Origin of the sequence: Paraburkholderia sp. RL17-347-BIC-D (assembly GCF_046027915.1) — a bacterium.
Taxonomy (GTDB): Bacteria; Pseudomonadota; Gammaproteobacteria; order Burkholderiales; family Burkholderiaceae; genus Paraburkholderia.
The window spans coordinates 1-17,654 of record NZ_JARESS010000030.1; the positions used below are offsets into that span (position 1 = coordinate 1).

Here is a 17,654-nt window from a genome sequence, read left to right on the forward strand (position 1 = left end):
TTTGATAGGCATGAATTGCGCCAGAAACGGCGCCAGGCCGACGACAAAATCGGCAGACCAGCAAGCGCGAGAAGCACCGAAAACCGCGCAACATTGAACAGCCCTCAAACAGCCGCGTGCTTAAGCATCACCCGTTCGACAACACCTAAATAGTGATCAAGATCCGGCGTCGCGCGATTCTCTTCCTTGGCGAGATCGTCCCACCTGCGCAGGCGCAATGCGTCTTCCGCATAGGGCTTTTGCAGAAACGCTTCAGCCTCCTCCTTGCTGAAAATGCCGCCCTGCAATTCCAGACTCCGCACCGAATCGGCGGAAAGCTGGCCGAAATACGTGTCGTCGATGGCGCATAGGCAGCGCTTGGCGTCGACGTGCAAACGAATCGGCTCCAACACCGCATTCGACAACACCGGCCGCAGAAACGGCAGCGCGAAATACTGATGCAGATCGTCGATGCCCCGCTCCGTCGGCGTCTCGCCTTGCAGATTGAGCAAGTGGCCGAGGTCATGCAGAAACGCCGCGGCAACCAGTTCCTCATCGGCACCAGCCTCTTCCGCCAATAAGCCGCTCTGCAACGCATGTTCAAGCTGCGTCACCGGCTCGCCGCTATAAGCCAGCTTGCCGTATTGCTCGAACAGCGAACGGATGTCCTTCACATTCAATGCCACGCTATTACTCCCACGGTAATGAAAAGGTCTTCAGATTGGTGAAGCTCTTCATGGCTTCCTGAACGCCTTCCTTATAGCCAAGCCCGGAGTCCTTGATGCCGCCGAACGGCGTCAACTCGATCCGGTAGCCCGGCACTTCCCACACGTTGACCGTGCCCACGCGCAATTCATTGATGAGGCGCGTGATCGCATCCTGCCGGTTCGTGCAGACGCCCGACGACAACCCGAACGGCGTGCCGTTGCTGATACGGATGGCGTCGTCGAGCGTGTCGAAGGTGATGATCGGCGACACCGGCCCGAAGGTTTCCTCGCGCACCAGCGTCATCGACGGATCGACGCCGTCCAGCACCGTCGGCGCATACAGTGCGCCCTTGCGCTGATTGCCCACAAGCAGACGCGCCCCGCTCGCCACCGCCTCATTCACGCGCGCCTCGAAAAGCTGCGCCGCGGCGACGTCGATCACGGTGCCCATCTGATTCGATGCATCGAACGGATCGCCGAAAGACCAGGCCCGCGTCTTCTCGACCACCAGATCGGCGAAATCCGCCGCCACGCTCTTTTGCACGAGCATCCGTTTGACCGCGGTGCAGCGCTGCCCGGAGTTCTTATACGAGCCCTGTACGGCAAGCGTCGCCGCGCGGTCCAGATCGGCGTCGTCGAGCACGATCAGCGGATCGTTGCCGCCCAGTTCCAGCACCACGCGCCGGTACGCCGCCTTGCCCGCAATGTATTTGCCGATCGCCACGCCGCCCGTGAACGTGACGAGTTCCGCCAACGGATGCGTGATCAGCTCATCGGCGATTTCGCGCGGATCGCCGGTCAGCACCTGCAGCATCGGCGCGGGCAAGCCGGCTTCGTACAGAACGTCGGCGAGATACAGCGCCGACAGCGGCACCTTCTCCGATGGCTTCAGCACCACCCGATTGTTCGTCGCAATGGCCGGCGCGATCTTGTGCGCGACCTGGTTCATCGGATGGTTGAACGGCGTAATCGCGACGATCACGCCCGCCAGCGGCTCGCGCTGCGAGAACACGCGCCGCTTCTTGCCGTGCGGCGTCAGATCGCAGGAGAAGCTCTGCCCGTCGTCACGCAACGCTTCGATCGACGCAAACTTGAACACATCGGCCACGCGGCCGATCTCATAGCGCGAGTCCTGCTTCGACAAACCCGACTCGAGCGAAATCAGGTCCGACGCCTCTTCGGTCCGCTCGCGCATGAGCGCCGCCGCGCGCTCGAGAATCTGCGAGCGTTCGTAACGCGTGAGTTGCGCCTGATAGGCCGCCGCGTATTCGAACGCAGCGCGCACGTCATCGACGCTCGCCAGCGGGACCGTGCCCACGCGCGTTCCCGTATACGGATCGAACACATCGAGCGTGCGCGAGCGCGTCACGCGCTCGCCTTTGAGCCGCAGCGCTTCCGCCCGAAAAGCCGGATGGTCCCGCAGCACGGCGTTCATGATGACGACACGCGATTCAAGGCGATGTCGAAGATATCGAAGTTGCGCAGCCTCTTGCCACCATCGCCGCCGCTGGACGGCAATGCTTCGACACGCCGGTTGAACAGCAGCGGCACTTCCTGTTCGGAAATCCCGCCATGCGAACGCAACGGCACGGTCAGTCCGGACAGATCATGTTCAGCGCGCCGCGTGCCGAGCACGACATGCTTCGTGCTGACCACGACGATATCGCCGACGCGGTCGTTCGGCAGCTCGAAGCGCTCGCACGCCGCCTGGTTGTCGAGCACGGTATCGATCCCCTGCAAGCCGCCGATCCGCTCGATCACCTGCGCAACGCTGACATCGCGCGGCAGATAGATGGTTGCGAACGAGCCGAGCGCGCCGTGATGCACCACATACGGATCCGTGATCGGCAGAATGACGCGCGCACGTCCGGCGCCGAGCCAGTCGTCGAGCACATCCTGCAGATAGATCACGTTCGGCTCGCCGGTCTGCGGATCGTGCTTGGCGTTCATGCCGTGGTCGGCGGTCAGGCCGATCACCCAGCCGAGCGCGTCGAGCTTCGCGAGGTAGCCGTCCATCATTGCGTAGAACGCGTTCGCGCCCTCGGTACCCGGCGCCCATTTGTGCTGGATGTAGTCGGTCGTCGACAGATACATGAGGTCGAGTTGCCGCGTCTGCGCGAGCCGCACGCCGGCGGCGAACACGAATTCGGACAGCCCGGCGCTATACACATCGGGCACCGGCAAGCCGACCAGATCGAGTACTTCGCCGATACCGTTTTCCTCGAGCGTCACCTTGTCGGCTTTTTCCGCCGAAAAACAGATGCCTTTCAACTGCCAGCCGAGCAGCCGGCGCAACTTGTCTTTCGCGGTGACCACGGCGACCGCGGCGCCGGCTTCGGCGGCAGCGGCGAGCAAGGTGCCCGCGCGCAGATACGCGGGGTCGTTCATCATCACTTCCGCGCCCTCGCCGCCGTTCGCGTCCGGATCCCAGAAGTAGTTGCCGCAGATGCCGTGCACCGAAGGCGGCACGCCGCACACGATCGACAGATTGTTCGGGTTGGTGAACGAAGGGATCACGCAGTCCCCCTTGAAGGCGCCACCGCCCTTGAGCATCTTGCCGATAAACGGCGCCACGCCCGCCGCGACCGCGGCTTCCAGATAATCGAATTCGCAGCCGTCGACGCACACCACCACCGTCGGTCGCGAGGGTAGCCGGTAGCTGCGACCGTTGACTTCGATCGTGCGTTCGCTGGTACTCGTGTCTGTATTCGCCATCGTTCCCTTCCATGCGTGCCGGGCACGCGCGTTGTAGTCAGTTCGTTGCAACCATCTCAATCGTTCGACGCCGTCGGCATGCGCACCACGCTCAACGGCCCCGCCGGTTCGCACGCCGCGTGAGCGCGCTGCATGCCGCCGTTCACGTGTGCATGCATCAGCGCCGCGGCATGCTCGGCGTCGCGCGAGGCCACCGCCGTCAGGATCGCGCGATGTTCGGCCAGCGAGCGCTCCATCGCATCGGCATGCACCACCAGCGCGGCACGTCGAAACAGGCTCAATTCGCACACCAGTCGGCGGTACGTCTCATACAGCTTCGAATTGCCCGATGCCGCCACCAGCGCGTCGTGAAACGCCACATTCGCGCGCGCATAGGCATCGTGATCCTGGGCGTCGAGCGCCGCGCGCATCGCGTCGAGCCAGTCGCGCAATCCCGCCAGCTTGCGGGCATCGATACTCGCCGCCAGCATCCGGCACGCCGCCTCTTCGAGCACCGCGCGCACCGCGTAGATCTCATCCGCTTCCGCCAGCGACACCGTCCGCACGAACACGCCGCGGTTCTTCTCGGTCCGCACCAGGCCGGCCTGCTCCAGCGCGCGAAACGCCTCGCGCACGGGCCCGCGCGACACCTGCAGACGCGTCGCCCAGTCGGCTTCGTTGAGCTTGTCGCCGGGCGCGAGCGCCCCCTCGACGATGTGCCGTTCGATTTCGTCGCGAACCAGCGTCGTCAGCGAATGCCTGCGCACAACCTCAATCGGATCGACAGAAGCAGTTTGCATATATTCGGTCATTTTGACAAATTTTGCCACATCGATATGTGCAGGCGCGCCGCCACGGCATGCCGGCACACGCATCAGAAGTTGCTCGTCAGTCCGTCCGGCGGCGCGGGACGCGCGCAGCGATCAGCAGAAGCGCAGCAAGCGAGACCAGCAGAAGAATCAGCGACAGCGCGGAGGCCGGCAGGTAATAGCCGCGTTCCACCTGACCGACGACCACGATCGGCACCGTCGCGAATCCCGGCGGATACACGGTCAGCGTGGCGCCGAGTTCGCCGAGCGAGAGCGCGAAGCCTAGCGCGAGACTCGCGCGGATCGCCGGCACCAGTTGCGGCAGCACGACACGGCGCAACACCATCGAAGGCGGCGCACCGAGGCTCGCCGCCGCTTCGCGCAGAATCGTCAGCTCCGGGCGCAACGCGGCGGCCGCGCAGCGGTAGCAGAACGGCAGCACTAGCGCCAGTTGCACGAACACGACGATCGCCGCCGAGCTCGACAGATCGAACGGCCGCTTGTGATACGCGATCAGCACCGCGAGCCCGAGCACCACGCTCGGCACGCCGTTCGGCATCATCGCGATGGTGTCGACGATGGCGCCGAGCCCGCGGCGGTCGCGCCCTTCGAGCGCCAGCGCGAGCCACAGGCCGAGGATCGTGCCGAGCACCGCGACGCCGATACCGATTTCGAGGCTCGTCGTAATGGCATCGAAGTCGCTCGAACCGAGACGCTCGAACCAGCGCGTGCTGAAGCCGTCGGGCAGGATCGTGCCGGACCAGTGCGCGGCCACGCTCGACAGTGCGACGACCACCACCGGCAACACGAACAGCCAGAAACACAGCAAGGCGGAAAAACCGAGAAACGCGCCGCCGAGCATGCGCACCACCAGACTGCGGCGCACCGGCCGCGCTTTCTTGTGCATGACCGGCAAAACGGTCGGGTCGAGTTCAACGGCCATGGCCCGCTCCTTTCACCTTGCGACGGTTGACCTGGCGGTACAACGCGTACAGCGACAAAGACATGATCAGCATCACGACCGCGCCGGCGGCGGCGGTCGGCAGATCGAGATCGACGGTAGCGGAACTGTAGATCGCCACCGGCAGCGTGATCAGATGCGCGCTGCCGAGCACGAGCAGAATGCCGAACTCGTTGAGCGTCAGCAGAAAGCACAGGATCGTGCCCGCGGCGATGCCCGGCCACGCGAGCGGCAGGATCACCTTGAACGCGACCATCCAGCCACTCGCGCCGAGACTGCGGGCGGCTTCGATCAGACGCATGTCGAGCGTGGCGAACGAGGCCAGCGTGGGACGCACGACAAACGGCGCGTAGAACACCACTTCCGCGAGAATCACACCGCCCACGCCGAACAGGAAATCGAGCGGCGGGTTCTGCAGATGAAAGAGCCGCTGCAAGCCGATGCTGACCGAGCCTTGCGAGCCGTACAGAAAGATCAGCGTGAAGGCGACCAGAAACGACGGGAACGCGACGAACAGTTCGAGAAACCGCGTGATCATCCGCGCGCCGGGAAACGGCTTGAAAAACAGGATCGACGCCAGCGCGACGCCGAGCAGCGACGCGAGCCCGGCACTGGCAAACAGGATCCACAGCGTCGTGCCGATCACGCCGCTCGTTTCCGGATTGCCGAAGAACGCAGAGTACGCATGCAGGCTCAAGCCGTGCGGTCCGGTCAGACTCAGCAGCACGAGGCGCACGAGCGGATAGATGACCAGCGGCCCGAGCACCACCACGGCGATGAACAGCAGATGCCATTGCGCGGCGCGTTCGCGGCGCTTCACCGCGGCCGCATGCGAGGCGGCGCTGGCGCTGCGGCGGGCGTCGGCAGCGGCGGCCGAGCCGAGCGGATTGGGCGTATCAGGGGTTGATAAGGACGACATCGTCAGCCTCGTAACGCAGGGAAATACGCGCGCCCTTCTCCGGCATCATGCCGTGGCCGCGCTGCATGGTGACGAGCACCGGCTCGTTGGGCATCGCGTCCAATACGACGGACACCGACAACACCGCGCCATACCATTCGACCGAAGCGATCGCGCCGTGCAACTGCCCTTCGCCGAGCGGCACGATCCGCAATGCCTCCGGACGCAGACAGGCCACGCGATCGCGCTCGTTGTGGCGTGCGTCGCCCATACTGAAGGCGACCTGCGGCGGCAGCAGATTGGCCGCGCCCAGATAACGCGCGACAAAGCCGTCGGCCGGCGTGTCGTACAACTGTTGCGGCGTGCCGAGTTGCGCGATGCGGCCTTCGCGCATCAGCAGCGTGCGGTCGGACAGCACCAGCGCGTCGTCCTGATCGTGCGTCACGCAGACGATCGTCAGATTCGGCAGGCGCTCATGCAGCGACTTGAGTTCGGAACGCACCGACGCGCGCAGATTGGCGTCGAGTGCGGAAAGCGGTTCGTCGAGCAGCAGCACATCGGGCTCGATCACGAGCGCGCGCGCAAGCGCCACGCGCTGCTGCATGCCGCCCGACAATTGCGCGGGCATCACGTGGCCGGCGTCGCCGAGTTGCACCAGCTTCAACGCGTCGGCGACGCGTCGCGCGACATCTTTGGACGGCGTGCGGCGCGCGCGCAACCCGAAGGCCACGTTCTCGAACACCGACAGATGGGGAAACAGCGCATAGCTCTGGAACAGCAGACCGAGATTGCGCTTGTGCGGCGGCACGTGAGTGAGATCGTGACCGGCCACGGTCAACGTGCCGGCCAGTCCGTCCGCTTCGATAAACCCGGCTATGAAACGCAACAACGTCGTCTTGCCGCAGCCGCTGCGGCCGAGCACGGTGAGCAATTCGCCGCGCTGGATGGTCAACGACAGATCGTCGAGCACTGTGCGCGAACCGAAGCGCACCGTCAGATGATCGATCTGCACGCCGCCCGGCGTAGTCGAATGCGCGGCATCGAGCGCGTCCGGTGAGGCGCCGGGCGCGCCTGGTTGAGCAAGACTGGCGGTATTCACCGGTTTCATCCTCCAACGGAATTAATGCTGACGCAGCGCCTCGGGGAGTCCCGCAGGCGCCGCCTGATTCTGCAACGTCACCCGGTTATATGACTGAGTGACGTCGATGATGCTACGAACGACGGCTTACTTCGGCTTGACCACTTCGAGCTGCTTGCCCGACGAACCGATCACGTCGTTCTTCCAACGCGCCGTCCAGTCGGCTTTCTTCGCCATCACCTGATTCCAGTCCACCGGAATCAGCTTCACGCCCGCGATAGCCTGCTTGACGGCTTCGCCGTTCTTGCCGGTGAGCGGCACGTCGGTGCGGCCCGGAATGCCGAAGATGTCCGGCACCTTCGCCTGCACTTCCTTCGACATCAGGTAGTCGATCAGCTTTTTGCCTTCAGCCTGGTTCGGGCCATTCTTGATCAGGCCGATTGCGTACGGCAGTTGGAACGTGGTCGGCTGGCCGCCTTCGTGTGCGAGGAAAATCGGCTTGAGCGACAGGCCGCCGTTGGCCGCGTCGTCCAGGTCCATTTGCAGGTCGCCGTTGGCGACCGCGATTTCGTTGCGCGAGAGCAGCACGTCGAGGTAGCCCGTGCCCTTGGTGTGGAACTTGGCGCTGTTTTCGAGCTTCTTCAGATAGTCGAACGCCTTGTCTTCACCCATCAGCGACGAGGTCAGAATGATCACGGCCATGCCGTCGCCCGCCGTGGCCGGGTTCGAGTAGGCGACCTTGCCGCTGAAGTCCGGGTGCAGCAGGTCGGCGAAGGTCTTCGGCTGGGTCTTGGTGACTTCCGGGTTGATCGCGAACGAGAAGTAGTTGTTCACGAAGGTCGCCCACGCGCCGTTCGACGCCTTGGCGATCGCCGGCACGTTCTTGTAGTTGGCGCTCTGATAAGCCTGCAGCAGGCCGCTCTGGTCAGCTTGCTGGATGAACGGCGGCAGCGTGACGAGCACGTCGGCCTTCGGCTGATCCTTTTCGATGGTGGCGCGGTTCACCACTTCGCCGCTACCCGCCGTGACGATGTTGACCTTCACGCCTTCCTTCTTTTCGAAGGCCGGCAGCACATCCTTATAGAGGTTCTCGAGGCCGTCGGCGGTGTACAGCACCACTGCGTCGGCCGCGTGCGCCTGCATGGCCGTGCCGCCGAATGCCGCCGCGGCGACCAGCGCCGGCAGCAGTTTGCGTACGAGGCCGGCCGTGGCGTGAAGGGAATTCGTCTTTGTCATGTCGCTTTCTCCGAAAGGCAAAAAACCAGACGGTCGGGAGATCCCGATACCTGTTGTGATTGAACGGCGGTAGCGCCGCGCCGCTTGCGTGTTGCCCGCATCAAGCTGTCGTGCAGCTTCATACGGATTGCAGATTGCCAACAACTTTGCTGCCCTCTTGTCGATTCTTTCCAGCCTGACTCACAGCCCAGCTACGACACCCGCGCTGCCGGCCATGCCTGAATGGGCACGGCAAGGATCACAGGTTTCCATGACAACGCCATGACGATTCTGCAGAGTTCCAAAAAATGACACAATTCGCCAATAATATCCAAATCAATCTTTTCGTCGCCCGGCCTGGGCGGCGTTCGTTCAGATGATGACGGAGGCTGGTGTGACCCCTGGTGTGATCCCTGATGTGATCCCTGATGTGATCCTTGGAAACGACCCAATCCTGTTGACCCCGGGGCCGCTCACCACCTCACCCCGGACGCGCGAAGCGATGCTGCGCGACTGGGGTTCGTGGGACGCCGCGTTCAACCGCATGACCCACAGCGTGTGCGCCGACCTCCTGAAGATCGTACATGGTGAAAATGACTATGTATGCGTACCGCTTCAAGGCAGTGGAACGTTCGCGGTCGAAGCGGCCCTCGGCACGCTGGTGCCGCGCCAGGGCTGTGTGCTCGTTCCGAACAACGGCGCGTATTGTGCCCGGCTGATCAAAATATTGCAGCGAATGGGCATCGCTTATATCGAATTGGCGTTGCGCGAGGACGAGCCGGTCGGCGCGGCCGCCATCGAAGACGCCTTCAATCTCGATTCGCGCATCAGCCACGTCGCGCAAGTGCATCTGGAAACGAGCGCCGGCCTGCTCAATCCGCTCGACGATATCGCCGCGGTATGTCAGCGGCACGGCAAGAGCCTGATCGTCGACGCCATGAGTTCGTTCGGCGCGTTGCCGATCGACCTGCGCCGTGGCGGCATCGACGCGCTGATCTCGGCGAGCGGCAAGTGCCTCGAAGGCGTGCCCGGCATGGGTTTCGTGATTGTGCGGCGCAGCGTGCTGGAGGACAGCGAAGGCCGTTCGCCCTCGCTTGCACTGGATCTGCACGATCAATATGTCTATATGCAGAAGACGACGCAGTGGCGCTTCACGCCGCCGACCCATGTGGTGGCCGCATTGCGCGAGGCACTCGACCAGTTCAACGCCGAAGGCGGCCAGCCCGCGCGCGGCGCGCGTTATACGCGCAACTGCGTGGCATTGGTCAGCGGAATGAAAGCGCTTGGCTTCGAGCCGTTTCTGAAGCCCGAGGTGCAGGCGCCGGTGATCGTCACCTTCCACGCGCCGCGCGATCCGGCGTGGCAATTCGCGGCGTTCTATGCCGCCGTGCGCGAAGCCGGCTACGTGCTGTATCCGGGCAAGCTGACGCAAGTGGAAACGTTTCGCGTGGGTTGCATCGGCGCGATCGATGCGAACGAACTTCACAACGCGGTAGCCGCGATCGGACGCACGCTCGAGCGGCTGGGCATCCGGGTGAAATAGTTGGGCAAGCCGGGGCGCGCTCAGGCGATCAGGATTTCCGGACCGTGCGCCGTGATCGCCTTGCCGAGCGCGCGCTCCGGAGCCAGCTCGGTCACCAGATAACGCGCCGACTCGATCCCGTTGATGCGCACCGGCGTCACGCGGCCGAACTTCGAATGATCGGCGACCACCACCACCATGTCCGCCGCGGCGATCATGCGGCTGCGTACCTCGGCGGCCATGCGGCTGTAGTCGGTCAGATAGCCGTCCGGCGAAATCCCACCCGCGCCGATGAAGGCGAAGTCCGCGTGGTACTGCGTCAGCTGATGGACGGTATCGAGCCCGAAGGTGGCGTCTTCGATATCGGACAGCTCGCCGCCCAGCAGCGTGATGCGGTTGTCGTTGCGGCGCCCGAGCAGCAGCGCGATCCGCCAGTCGTTCGTGTACACCGACAGACGATGCCGGTCGAGCAACGCCCGCGCCACCGCCTGCGTGGTGCTGCCCGAGTCGATGATCAGGGACGCGCCGTCCGGCACGAACTCGGCCGCGCGTTCGCCGATGGCGCGCTTGGCGCCGGCATTCGCGGCTTCGCGGGTATCGAGGTCGGGCTCGCGCCGGTCGCTCGACAGCGCGCCGCCGTGCGTCGTGACCAGCAGGCCGCGCCCGGCCAGCGCGTTCAGGTCACGACGAATGGTCTCGCGCGACACGTTCAGTTCGCGCACCAGCTCCGCGACCGAGAGCGCGCCGGTTTTGGCGACTTGCGCCAGGATGTATTGGTGACGTTGTTCTGCGAGCATCGATGAAAGGCCGGAAACCGGCACGCTTGGGTTTCGCCACGGTTGGAGAAGGCCGGCGTATTGTATTACGCATGGCGCGGCGATGCTCCTCCTGGCGCGCTTACCTGCTAATCTGAACGCCCTGGCCGTGCGCGAATATCCCTCGATAGAGGTGGACGCCGCGTGACCCGTCAACCGAACTGCCGATGCCGCCACTGTTTCGCCGTCTACTGTTGCTGTTCCACGCGCTGCGCTACGGCGCGCGCCTGATCTGGCTTGCCGCGCCCGCAGACCACAAACTGCACTGGATGATCGAGATGGTCGGTCGTTTGCATACGGCCGAACGTAGCAGCAAGAGCCTGAGCGGCGTGCTGCCGGCGCTCGGACCGTTGGCGGGCCGATTCGCGGAAACGCTCGTCGAACGGCCCGAACTTGCGACCGGCACCTTGCACGACGCCATCGACGCGATCGATCATATGGAAGCCCCACTGCCGCCGCACGAGTCCGAACAGGCACTTGCGCGCGCTTTCGGCAAGCCGCTCGCCACGCTCTTCAGCGCCGTGGATCTGGTGCCGGTGCGCGGCGGCTTCGCCGAACAGACGCATTTGGCACGGCTGCTCGCGCCGGTGAACGGCCATTACGAGGTAGCGATCAAGCTGGTGCGCGCCGACCAGTTGCAACAGATTGGCGACGAACTCGCGCTGCTGCGCTGGGTCGCGCGCTGGCTGGAGAAGTTCTCCGGCACCGCGCGCCGCCTGCAACTGCGCATGCTGGCGCAAACCTTCACCGACGACATCCTGCGCCGCTTCGACCTGCGCGCCGAAGCCGCCAATCTCAGCCAGACCGGCCATCATTTCGACGGCGACAAGCGCATCGTCGTGCCGGACGTGATCTGGGACCTGTGCAACCCCTACACGCTGACGACGCAGCGCGTCAGCACCTTGCCGGCGAGCGACTTGCCAGGCCTCCACGCGCATCACATCAAGCTCGCGCCGCTTGCCGCGCATATCGTCGAAGTCGTCACCGAGCAGGCGTTCGAGCACGGCTTCTTTCACGCCACGCTCGACGCCCGCCGCGTGCGCGTGAGTATCGAACCGGACACGCTGGGGCGCCTCGTGCTGGCGGAATTCTCGATCATGTCGAGTCTCTCGACCGACGAGCGCGAGTTCTTCGTGCACGGCGCGACCGCGCTGTTCGACCAGGACTACGGGCGGCTCGCCGAAATGCATCGCGATGCCGGGCACGTGCCGCACGACACGCGCGCCGAGGTGCTCGAAGCCGAACTGCGCACGCGCGCCGAAGCGCATTTCGCGGCCGAGCCGGAAGACCGTTCGGCGGGCTCGCTGTTTCATCATCTGCTGCACGCGGTGCATCCGTTCGAGGGCGCGGTGCCCGGACGGCTCGCGACCGCGCAGCGCTCGTTTCATCAAGCGGAAATGCTGGCGCGCGCGCTGCATCCGGGGGTCGACACATGGAGTATCACCCGCGGCGTGCTGGCGGATATCGCGCGGCGCGACATCGATCACCGCGGCTGGATCAAACGGATCGGGCGCGAGTTGCCGCATCTCGCGCACATGCTGCCGCGTGTGCCGCAACTGGCGGTTCGCTATCTGCAACACGAGCATGATCGCGCGCGCACGCCGCAGCAGAATGCGCAACTGATGGCGGAGATTGGCCGCGAATACCGGCGCACGCGTGTGCTGCTGTGGGCGTGTGCCGTGTGTGGCGGCGTGCTCGGCGCAGGAACGGTGCTGCTTATGTGGTGATGGCGTCGGCGCGCCCCGCAGACCGCAGTGCGGCGGAGCACTCCATCGATTGCAGCTTCGAACAAGACGCGCGTCGCGTATCCCGACAAGATGGCGTTTTTTCACGCAACCCTTTCCGATGCTCGCTTCTCTCATCGCCGCTGTTTTCGTCGTGTTGTGGTCGACCGGTTTCGTGGTCGCCCGCGCGATCACGCCGTACGCGGATCCCAACCTCTTCCTGCTCGCGCGCTTCGGCGGCACGGCGCTGATATTCGCGCTGGCGGCGCTGATTGCACGTGCCACGTGGCCGAGTGGCCGCGATTTGGGCAAACATCTGGTGGCGGGCGCGCTGCTGCAAGGCGTCTATCTCGGCGCCGGTTACTGGGCCGTTGCCCAGGGCCTGAGCGCCGGTGTAATGGCTTTGCTCGGCGCGCTGCAACCGCTTGCGACGGCCGCGGTCGCGGCGCCGCTGTTCGGCGAGCGGCTCTCGCGGCGCGGCTGGACCGGCATGGCGCTCGGCCTCGCCGGCGTCGTGCTGGTGCTCGAACCGAAGCTGACCGCGGCCACCGCGTCGACGCCGCACGGCAGCGCGCCCGCGTGGCTGGTCGTGCTGATCTCGATCGCCGCGATCGGCGCGATTACGGCGGGCACGTTGTTTCAGAAGACTTCGCTGGCCAAGGCCGATATTCGCAGCGCGAGCGCGGTGCAGAACTTCGGCGCCGCGCTCGTCGCGGCCGTGCTTGCGTTGGCGCTCGGTGAACATCGCTGGATTGCGTCGCCCGCGTTGTGGGGATCGCTCGCGTGGGGGATCGTGATGCTCTCCGGCGTCAGCGTCACATTGCTGGTGTGGATGGTCAGGCGCGGCGACGCGGCGCGCGCGACCGCGCTGATGTTTCTCGCTCCGCCGCTTGCCGCACTTCAGGGGTATGTGGGGTTCGGTGAGACGCTGGTGCCGTTGCAGATCGCCGGGTTTGTCGTTGCGTTGCTGGGGGTGTTGCTGGCGCGCTCGTGATGGATGGCGCGGTCGTGGTGACCCGCACGGCTTGATGAGCGGCGCGCTCGCGACGAACCACGCAAATTAGATTAACGACGCGCTCGCGATAAACGGCGCGCTCGCGCCAAGCAACCCGCTGGCGGCGAACCGCGCCGACGCGAATCAATCCGCCGTGTCCGCCCCGGCCGGTACTTTGGCGCGCGCTTTGCCGCCGGGCGCGGACGCCCACGCTGGGCGGCTCTTGCGCGCCGAATCCACCACGGCGATATAACGCCCGGCCCACGGCGTCACCTGTCGATCGCTTTTCAACAGCCACAGCGATTTACCCGACTCGACGAGCGCCTCATATTCGGCATCGAGAATGCCGTAGTGATCGATAAACGAATTGAGCGACGCGGGAATGCGCACGCAGCCCTTCGAATGACGAATGCCGAGCAGCGATTCCAGGCGGTCGGGGTCGGTGGCGTGCATCTGGAAGCGCATCTGCGACATGCCGCCCTTGCCCCAGCCGCGCTCGCCCTGGGCCCAGCCGAGGTCGTAGATCCGCATGTCACGCTTGCCGTAGCCGCGGATATGGTTTTCGTTCTGCGTGCCTTCCGAACGGAAATCCATATTGGCCGGCGTATGTTCGAACACACCGAGCGGCGTGATGAAGTGGTCGTACTCGCCCGGCCGCCCCGTCGAAACCGGCGACGCGCCGATCATCTGCCAGGTGTCGGCCGGCGCGGTGCGAAAATAGATGAAGAGCGCCTGCACGTTGGCGTTGCGATCGACCAGCACGACATACTCGCCCGACAGATCGCCGAGCATGTGCGCGCCGAGCGCGGCTTGCAGCCGATTGGCATAGGCTCGCTGATCCGCCGCAGGCACTTTCAACTTGCGCGTGACGTTCTGCGCGAACACGTCCCGCAGCACGAACGCGCGACGCGGATCGACCACGCCGGCGGCATCGGGCATCGCGACAGCCGACGCATTGACGGCGGCCGCTGGACGGTTCGCTGGCTTTGGCGCCGATGCAGCTACGGGTGCCGAGGCCGCAATCGCCGCACCGCATGACAACATGCAAAACGCGGCACTCAACGCACGCGTCAAACGGCGCAAGGAAGACATAGTGCGCGCGATGCTCCGCACGGAAAGTCGATCCAACATACACGACACGTCGCGCGGACGATTGACCGGCGCGAAAGTGAGACGGTCCAGTACAGGCTGGCCAGGCCGGTTGCGGTGGTTCATCGCGTGTTTGAGCAAACCTGATTATTATTGACTGCTCGCCGGCTCATGCGGCGCTCTCGGAACGAGGATGTTACTAAGCACATTGCGATCTGTCGATGAACATTGGACGATTCATTGATATCGCCTCAACAACCGGGCACCTTTGCCGATCAACGCGGCAAATCAAAAGCGGCGCCAAGGTAAATTGAACCCACGCCGGTAACGGTTCGACATTTGCGCGAGCGCGCAAGGAGCAAAGAAGAATCATGACGCAACAGGATCCAGTCGCACGCCAGGCAAGCATCTCTGAAGAAATGCACATCAGCGCCGAGTTCGACGCTGCACATGAAATCGAGCGCCGGGTCGCTTTTCTCGCGAACTATCTACGCAGCAGCGGCCTGAAAACGTATGTGCTCGGGATCAGCGGCGGCGTCGATTCGACGACTACCGGCCGGCTTGCGCAACTCGCGGTCGAACGGTTGCGCGCCGAACATTACGACGCGCACTTCGTTGCAATACGTCTGCCTTACGGTGAACAGAAAGACGAAGCCGACGCGCAACAGGCCTTGCGCTTTATTCGCGCGGACGAAAATCTCGCCATCGATATCAAGCCCGCGGCCGATGCCATGCTCGCCGCGCTGGATAAAAGCGGCGTGCTATACAAGGACGAATCGCAACAGGACTTCGTGCACGGCAATATCAAGGCGCGGCAGCGCATGATCGCGCAATACGCGGTGGCCGGTGCGCGGGCCGGCGTGGTCATCGGCACGGATCACGCGGCGGAGTCGGTGATGGGCTTCTTCACGAAGTTCGGCGACGGTGGCGCCGATGTGCTGCCGCTCGCCGGGCTCAACAAGCGTCGCGTGCGCGCCGTGGCCAAAGCGCTGGGCGCACCGGAAGCATTAGCGCACAAGGTGCCGACCGCGGACCTCGAAATGTTGCGTCCGCAACGGCCTGATGAGGATGCCTACGGCATTCCCTACGATGCCATCGATGATTTTCTGGAGCGCAAACCCGTGAGCGATGCCGCACGCGCGACCATCTTGCGTTTTTACGAAGTCACGCGTCACAAGCGGGCGTTGCCGTACACGCCGTTCGATTGGCCGGTGCAGGCAAGCGGAGATTGACGAAGATACGGGTGCGCAGATGATGCGTCGAGGTCGGCGCATCGGCGATGCGCGAGCTTAGGCGCGCTCGTGTCTCGCGCCGCATCCAGGGTGAATCGACAACAGCGTCAGGTTACTGAGCCGCCGGCGGTTCGTCGGTGAAGAGATCGGCGCTGGCCTCCAGCGTCTGGCCGCCCAACTGCTTGCCGTGAATTTGCCGCGCGATCACTTCGCCCACATAGGGCACCTCGGCGTCCAGCTCGACCGTGGCGTACGCGCTGGGCTTGCCGGCATCGACCACCTCGATGTTTTTCGCGTAATGCCCAAGTTCGTGCTTCAGAAATTCCCGCACTTCCTGCTCGCTGCACGATTCCGCGATATTGCGCACGATCAGGTTCATGCGGCCTACCCTCTGCGCGCGTTGCGGCCTGTGCCGCGATCCGCGGACTGCACGCGCACAGGGCGCAATGCGGCACGCTGTTTCGCCTGCGCGGCAGCGAACTGGCGGATCAATGCAGCGCCAGCGGCGCCCAAAGCGGCTAATGACAAATAGAAGGCGATCATTTAATTCTCCCCTGCGAATTTCGTCCTGTACTCAGGATAGCCACAATCGACAATAAAAGCGATGCAACACAGTGTCGTCAAAAAACGGACTTAAATATCTCCGTTAATGCACTGTACCTGAATAAGCGGCGTCAAAAATAGCAAAACAGCTGTTCATTTCCCGCTACAGGCCCGGCAAACGCGTCAAACGCGGACGCTGAACGCGAAAACCGGGCCGCGACATGCATCGCCACGGCATCCTGCGGGGGACCTGCGCAAAAGGCGGACTGGTCGTCGCGATCAGTCTGCCGTTTGCACGTTGGCCGAACTCACCCACCATGCGTTCTTGCCCTGCGGCAGCTGAACCAGCACCGCAGACGGATCGTCGACGCCATCGTCAGCGACTTCGCATACCGCGAGACCGTCGGGCAGGCGCTTCACCTCGCCGGCCGACTGAAACAGCGCAACACGTTGCGCACTCAACGGCCGCAGCTGGCGGTACACGTCGAAGCTGATGGCCGCGGGCACATCGCCGCGGATCTTCAGCGTGTCGGCCTGGCCGCAGCGTACAGGCTCCGCGGCGAACACGGCGGTGCTGCCGAACAGGCAGCCGATAGAAAGCGCCATGGCGGCAAAACGTGAATGGATCATGATGATTCTCCGAAAACTAGATGGGGCCACGGCCTGCGAGTTGCAAGCCGCGCGACTGAATAGATGCGAATGGACGAAGCAGGCCACAGACGAGGCAGCCGGCTTCATGGCGGGTTGTCGCGTCCGGCTCCGTGGCCGTTGTCGCCACCGGTGGCCACGTCGAGCCGGCTTATGTTGCAAGACGTTTGACCGAAGCCCGAATAAACTACCGACCAGTTGCCGACGATCGCGGCTTGCGCTTCGGCGAGGCTCAGTTTGCCTTCGCACACGCAGCGCTTGAGCATGACCGCCGCACGTGCCTTGCGGCGCTCGCCCTGGTGGCCCGCCCACGGCAGAAGATCGAGATTGGCGGGAGCGTCCGGCGAACCGCCGAGCACGATCGGCACACGCCGGTCGAGCGCGAAGGCAGCGCCGCTGTCCGCGTCGATGCCGCGCGCGGCGAGCATGCGGTCTTTGTGCGCCATCAGTGCGTCGAACGGCGGCGCAACCGTGTCCGCGTAACCAGGGCGGCAAATCGTGTCCCCCACCGATTGCTGCGTGACACGTTCGTCGAGCATGCCGACGTCTTGCGCGCGGGCGTCGCCCATGCGCAACGCGAGCAGCGCCGTAAAGCCGAGCGCGAGCGCAAAGCGCCTATTGCCGAGGGGACGCGCAACGCCACACCGGCGCGCGAGCGCTGGCGGAGCCGTGTCATACGTACTGCTGGTCGGGTCGCTGGAATGGTCGGCGCGACGCCTGTCTGCAATGCCTGCGTTCATTCTTCG

At 64.4% G+C, this 17,654-nt stretch carries 17 protein-coding genes; 4 read left to right on the forward strand and 13 right to left on the reverse strand.

Annotated elements, in window-relative coordinates:
- Window positions 1–104: 104 nt before the first annotated feature.
- From P0D96_RS31210 to phnS, 8 genes are all read right to left on the reverse strand, one after another.
- Window positions 105–665, reverse strand: a complete 561-nt coding sequence (locus tag P0D96_RS31210) for a phosphonate degradation HD-domain oxygenase (protein WP_408317289.1) — start codon at window positions 663–665, stop codon at window positions 105–107.
- A gap of 4 nt (window positions 666–669) precedes the next feature.
- The gene (gene phnY / locus P0D96_RS31215; protein WP_408317291.1) at window positions 670–2,121 is read right to left on the reverse strand and encodes a phosphonoacetaldehyde dehydrogenase; all 1,452 of its coding nucleotides are present in this window, start codon (window positions 2,119–2,121) and stop codon (window positions 670–672) included.
- On the reverse strand, window positions 2,118–3,401 hold the full coding sequence (gene phnA / locus P0D96_RS31220; protein ID WP_408177221.1) for a phosphonoacetate hydrolase: 1,284 nt from the start codon (window positions 3,399–3,401) through the stop codon (window positions 2,118–2,120). Before phnA ends, phnY begins: the two co-directional genes overlap by 4 nt.
- Before the next feature lie 56 nt (window positions 3,402–3,457).
- Window positions 3,458–4,192 (reverse strand): phosphonate utilization associated transcriptional regulator, encoded by a 735-nt coding sequence (locus P0D96_RS31225; RefSeq protein WP_408317293.1) that lies wholly within the window; start codon window positions 4,190–4,192, stop codon window positions 3,458–3,460.
- A gap of 76 nt (window positions 4,193–4,268) precedes the next feature.
- Window positions 4,269–5,132: a 2-aminoethylphosphonate ABC transport system, membrane component PhnV gene (phnV, locus tag P0D96_RS31230; protein WP_408177219.1), complete on the reverse strand. Its 864-nt coding sequence runs from the start codon at window positions 5,130–5,132 to the stop codon at window positions 4,269–4,271.
- Window positions 5,122–6,069 carry a 2-aminoethylphosphonate ABC transporter permease subunit gene (locus tag P0D96_RS31235; protein WP_132382709.1) on the reverse strand — a complete coding sequence of 316 codons (948 nt, stop codon included), beginning with the start codon at window positions 6,067–6,069 and terminating at the stop codon, window positions 5,122–5,124. Before P0D96_RS31235 ends, phnV begins: the two co-directional genes overlap by 11 nt.
- On the reverse strand, window positions 6,047–7,147 hold the full coding sequence (phnT, locus tag P0D96_RS31240) for a 2-aminoethylphosphonate ABC transport system ATP-binding subunit PhnT (protein ID WP_408177218.1): 1,101 nt from the start codon (window positions 7,145–7,147) through the stop codon (window positions 6,047–6,049). The genes P0D96_RS31235 and phnT overlap by 23 nt, the downstream gene beginning before the upstream one ends.
- 126 nt (window positions 7,148–7,273) lie before the next feature.
- The gene (phnS, locus tag P0D96_RS31245) at window positions 7,274–8,362 is read right to left on the reverse strand and encodes a 2-aminoethylphosphonate ABC transporter substrate-binding protein (RefSeq protein ID WP_132382705.1); all 1,089 of its coding nucleotides are present in this window, start codon (window positions 8,360–8,362) and stop codon (window positions 7,274–7,276) included.
- Window positions 8,363–8,717: 355 nt separating this feature from the next.
- Here phnS and P0D96_RS31250 point away from each other — a divergent pair, with 355 nt between their 5' ends.
- Window positions 8,718–9,884 carry a 2-aminoethylphosphonate--pyruvate transaminase gene (locus tag P0D96_RS31250; RefSeq protein WP_408281501.1) on the forward strand — a complete coding sequence of 389 codons (1,167 nt, stop codon included), beginning with the start codon at window positions 8,718–8,720 and terminating at the stop codon, window positions 9,882–9,884.
- Between the two features lie 20 nt (window positions 9,885–9,904).
- On the opposite strand, the gene P0D96_RS31255 is transcribed toward P0D96_RS31250, so the two are convergent.
- Window positions 9,905–10,660, reverse strand: coding sequence for a DeoR/GlpR family DNA-binding transcription regulator (locus tag P0D96_RS31255; protein ID WP_132382701.1), 756 nt, complete (start codon window positions 10,658–10,660; stop codon window positions 9,905–9,907).
- 185 nt (window positions 10,661–10,845) lie between these two features.
- On the opposite strand from P0D96_RS31255, the gene P0D96_RS31260 reads away from it, so the two are divergent.
- Together P0D96_RS31260 and P0D96_RS31265 are read left to right on the forward strand one after the other, a co-directional pair.
- Window positions 10,846–12,405 (forward strand): ABC1 kinase family protein, encoded by a 1,560-nt coding sequence (locus P0D96_RS31260; protein ID WP_408317295.1) that lies wholly within the window; start codon window positions 10,846–10,848, stop codon window positions 12,403–12,405.
- A gap of 118 nt (window positions 12,406–12,523) precedes the next feature.
- On the forward strand, window positions 12,524–13,396 hold the full coding sequence (locus P0D96_RS31265) for a DMT family transporter (protein WP_408177215.1): 873 nt from the start codon (window positions 12,524–12,526) through the stop codon (window positions 13,394–13,396).
- 144 nt (window positions 13,397–13,540) lie between these two features.
- Here the strand turns inward: P0D96_RS31265 and P0D96_RS31270 are convergent, their stop codons facing one another.
- A complete protein-coding gene (locus tag P0D96_RS31270; protein WP_408317298.1) occupies window positions 13,541–14,488 on the reverse strand; it encodes a L,D-transpeptidase in 948 nt (315 codons plus the stop codon).
- Window positions 14,489–14,856: 368 nt separating this feature from the next.
- Between P0D96_RS31270 and nadE the strand changes: the two genes are divergently transcribed.
- A complete protein-coding gene (nadE, locus tag P0D96_RS31275; RefSeq protein WP_408281511.1) occupies window positions 14,857–15,717 on the forward strand; it encodes an NAD(+) synthase in 861 nt (286 codons plus the stop codon).
- Between the two features lie 112 nt (window positions 15,718–15,829).
- Here nadE and P0D96_RS31280 read toward each other — a convergent pair whose 3' ends face one another.
- The 3 genes from P0D96_RS31280 to P0D96_RS31290 all read right to left on the reverse strand — a co-directional run bounded on the left by P0D96_RS31280 (window position 15,830) and on the right by P0D96_RS31290 (window position 17,648).
- Window positions 15,830–16,096 carry an RNA recognition motif domain-containing protein gene (locus P0D96_RS31280; protein WP_106286333.1) on the reverse strand — a complete coding sequence of 89 codons (267 nt, stop codon included), beginning with the start codon at window positions 16,094–16,096 and terminating at the stop codon, window positions 15,830–15,832.
- A 443-nt stretch (window positions 16,097–16,539) separates the two neighbouring features.
- The gene (locus P0D96_RS31285; protein WP_132382691.1) at window positions 16,540–16,890 is read right to left on the reverse strand and encodes a hypothetical protein; all 351 of its coding nucleotides are present in this window, start codon (window positions 16,888–16,890) and stop codon (window positions 16,540–16,542) included.
- A gap of 104 nt (window positions 16,891–16,994) precedes the next feature.
- The gene (locus P0D96_RS31290) at window positions 16,995–17,648 is read right to left on the reverse strand and encodes a hypothetical protein (protein WP_408317300.1); all 654 of its coding nucleotides are present in this window, start codon (window positions 17,646–17,648) and stop codon (window positions 16,995–16,997) included.
- Between the last annotated feature and the right edge of the window lie 6 nt (window positions 17,649–17,654).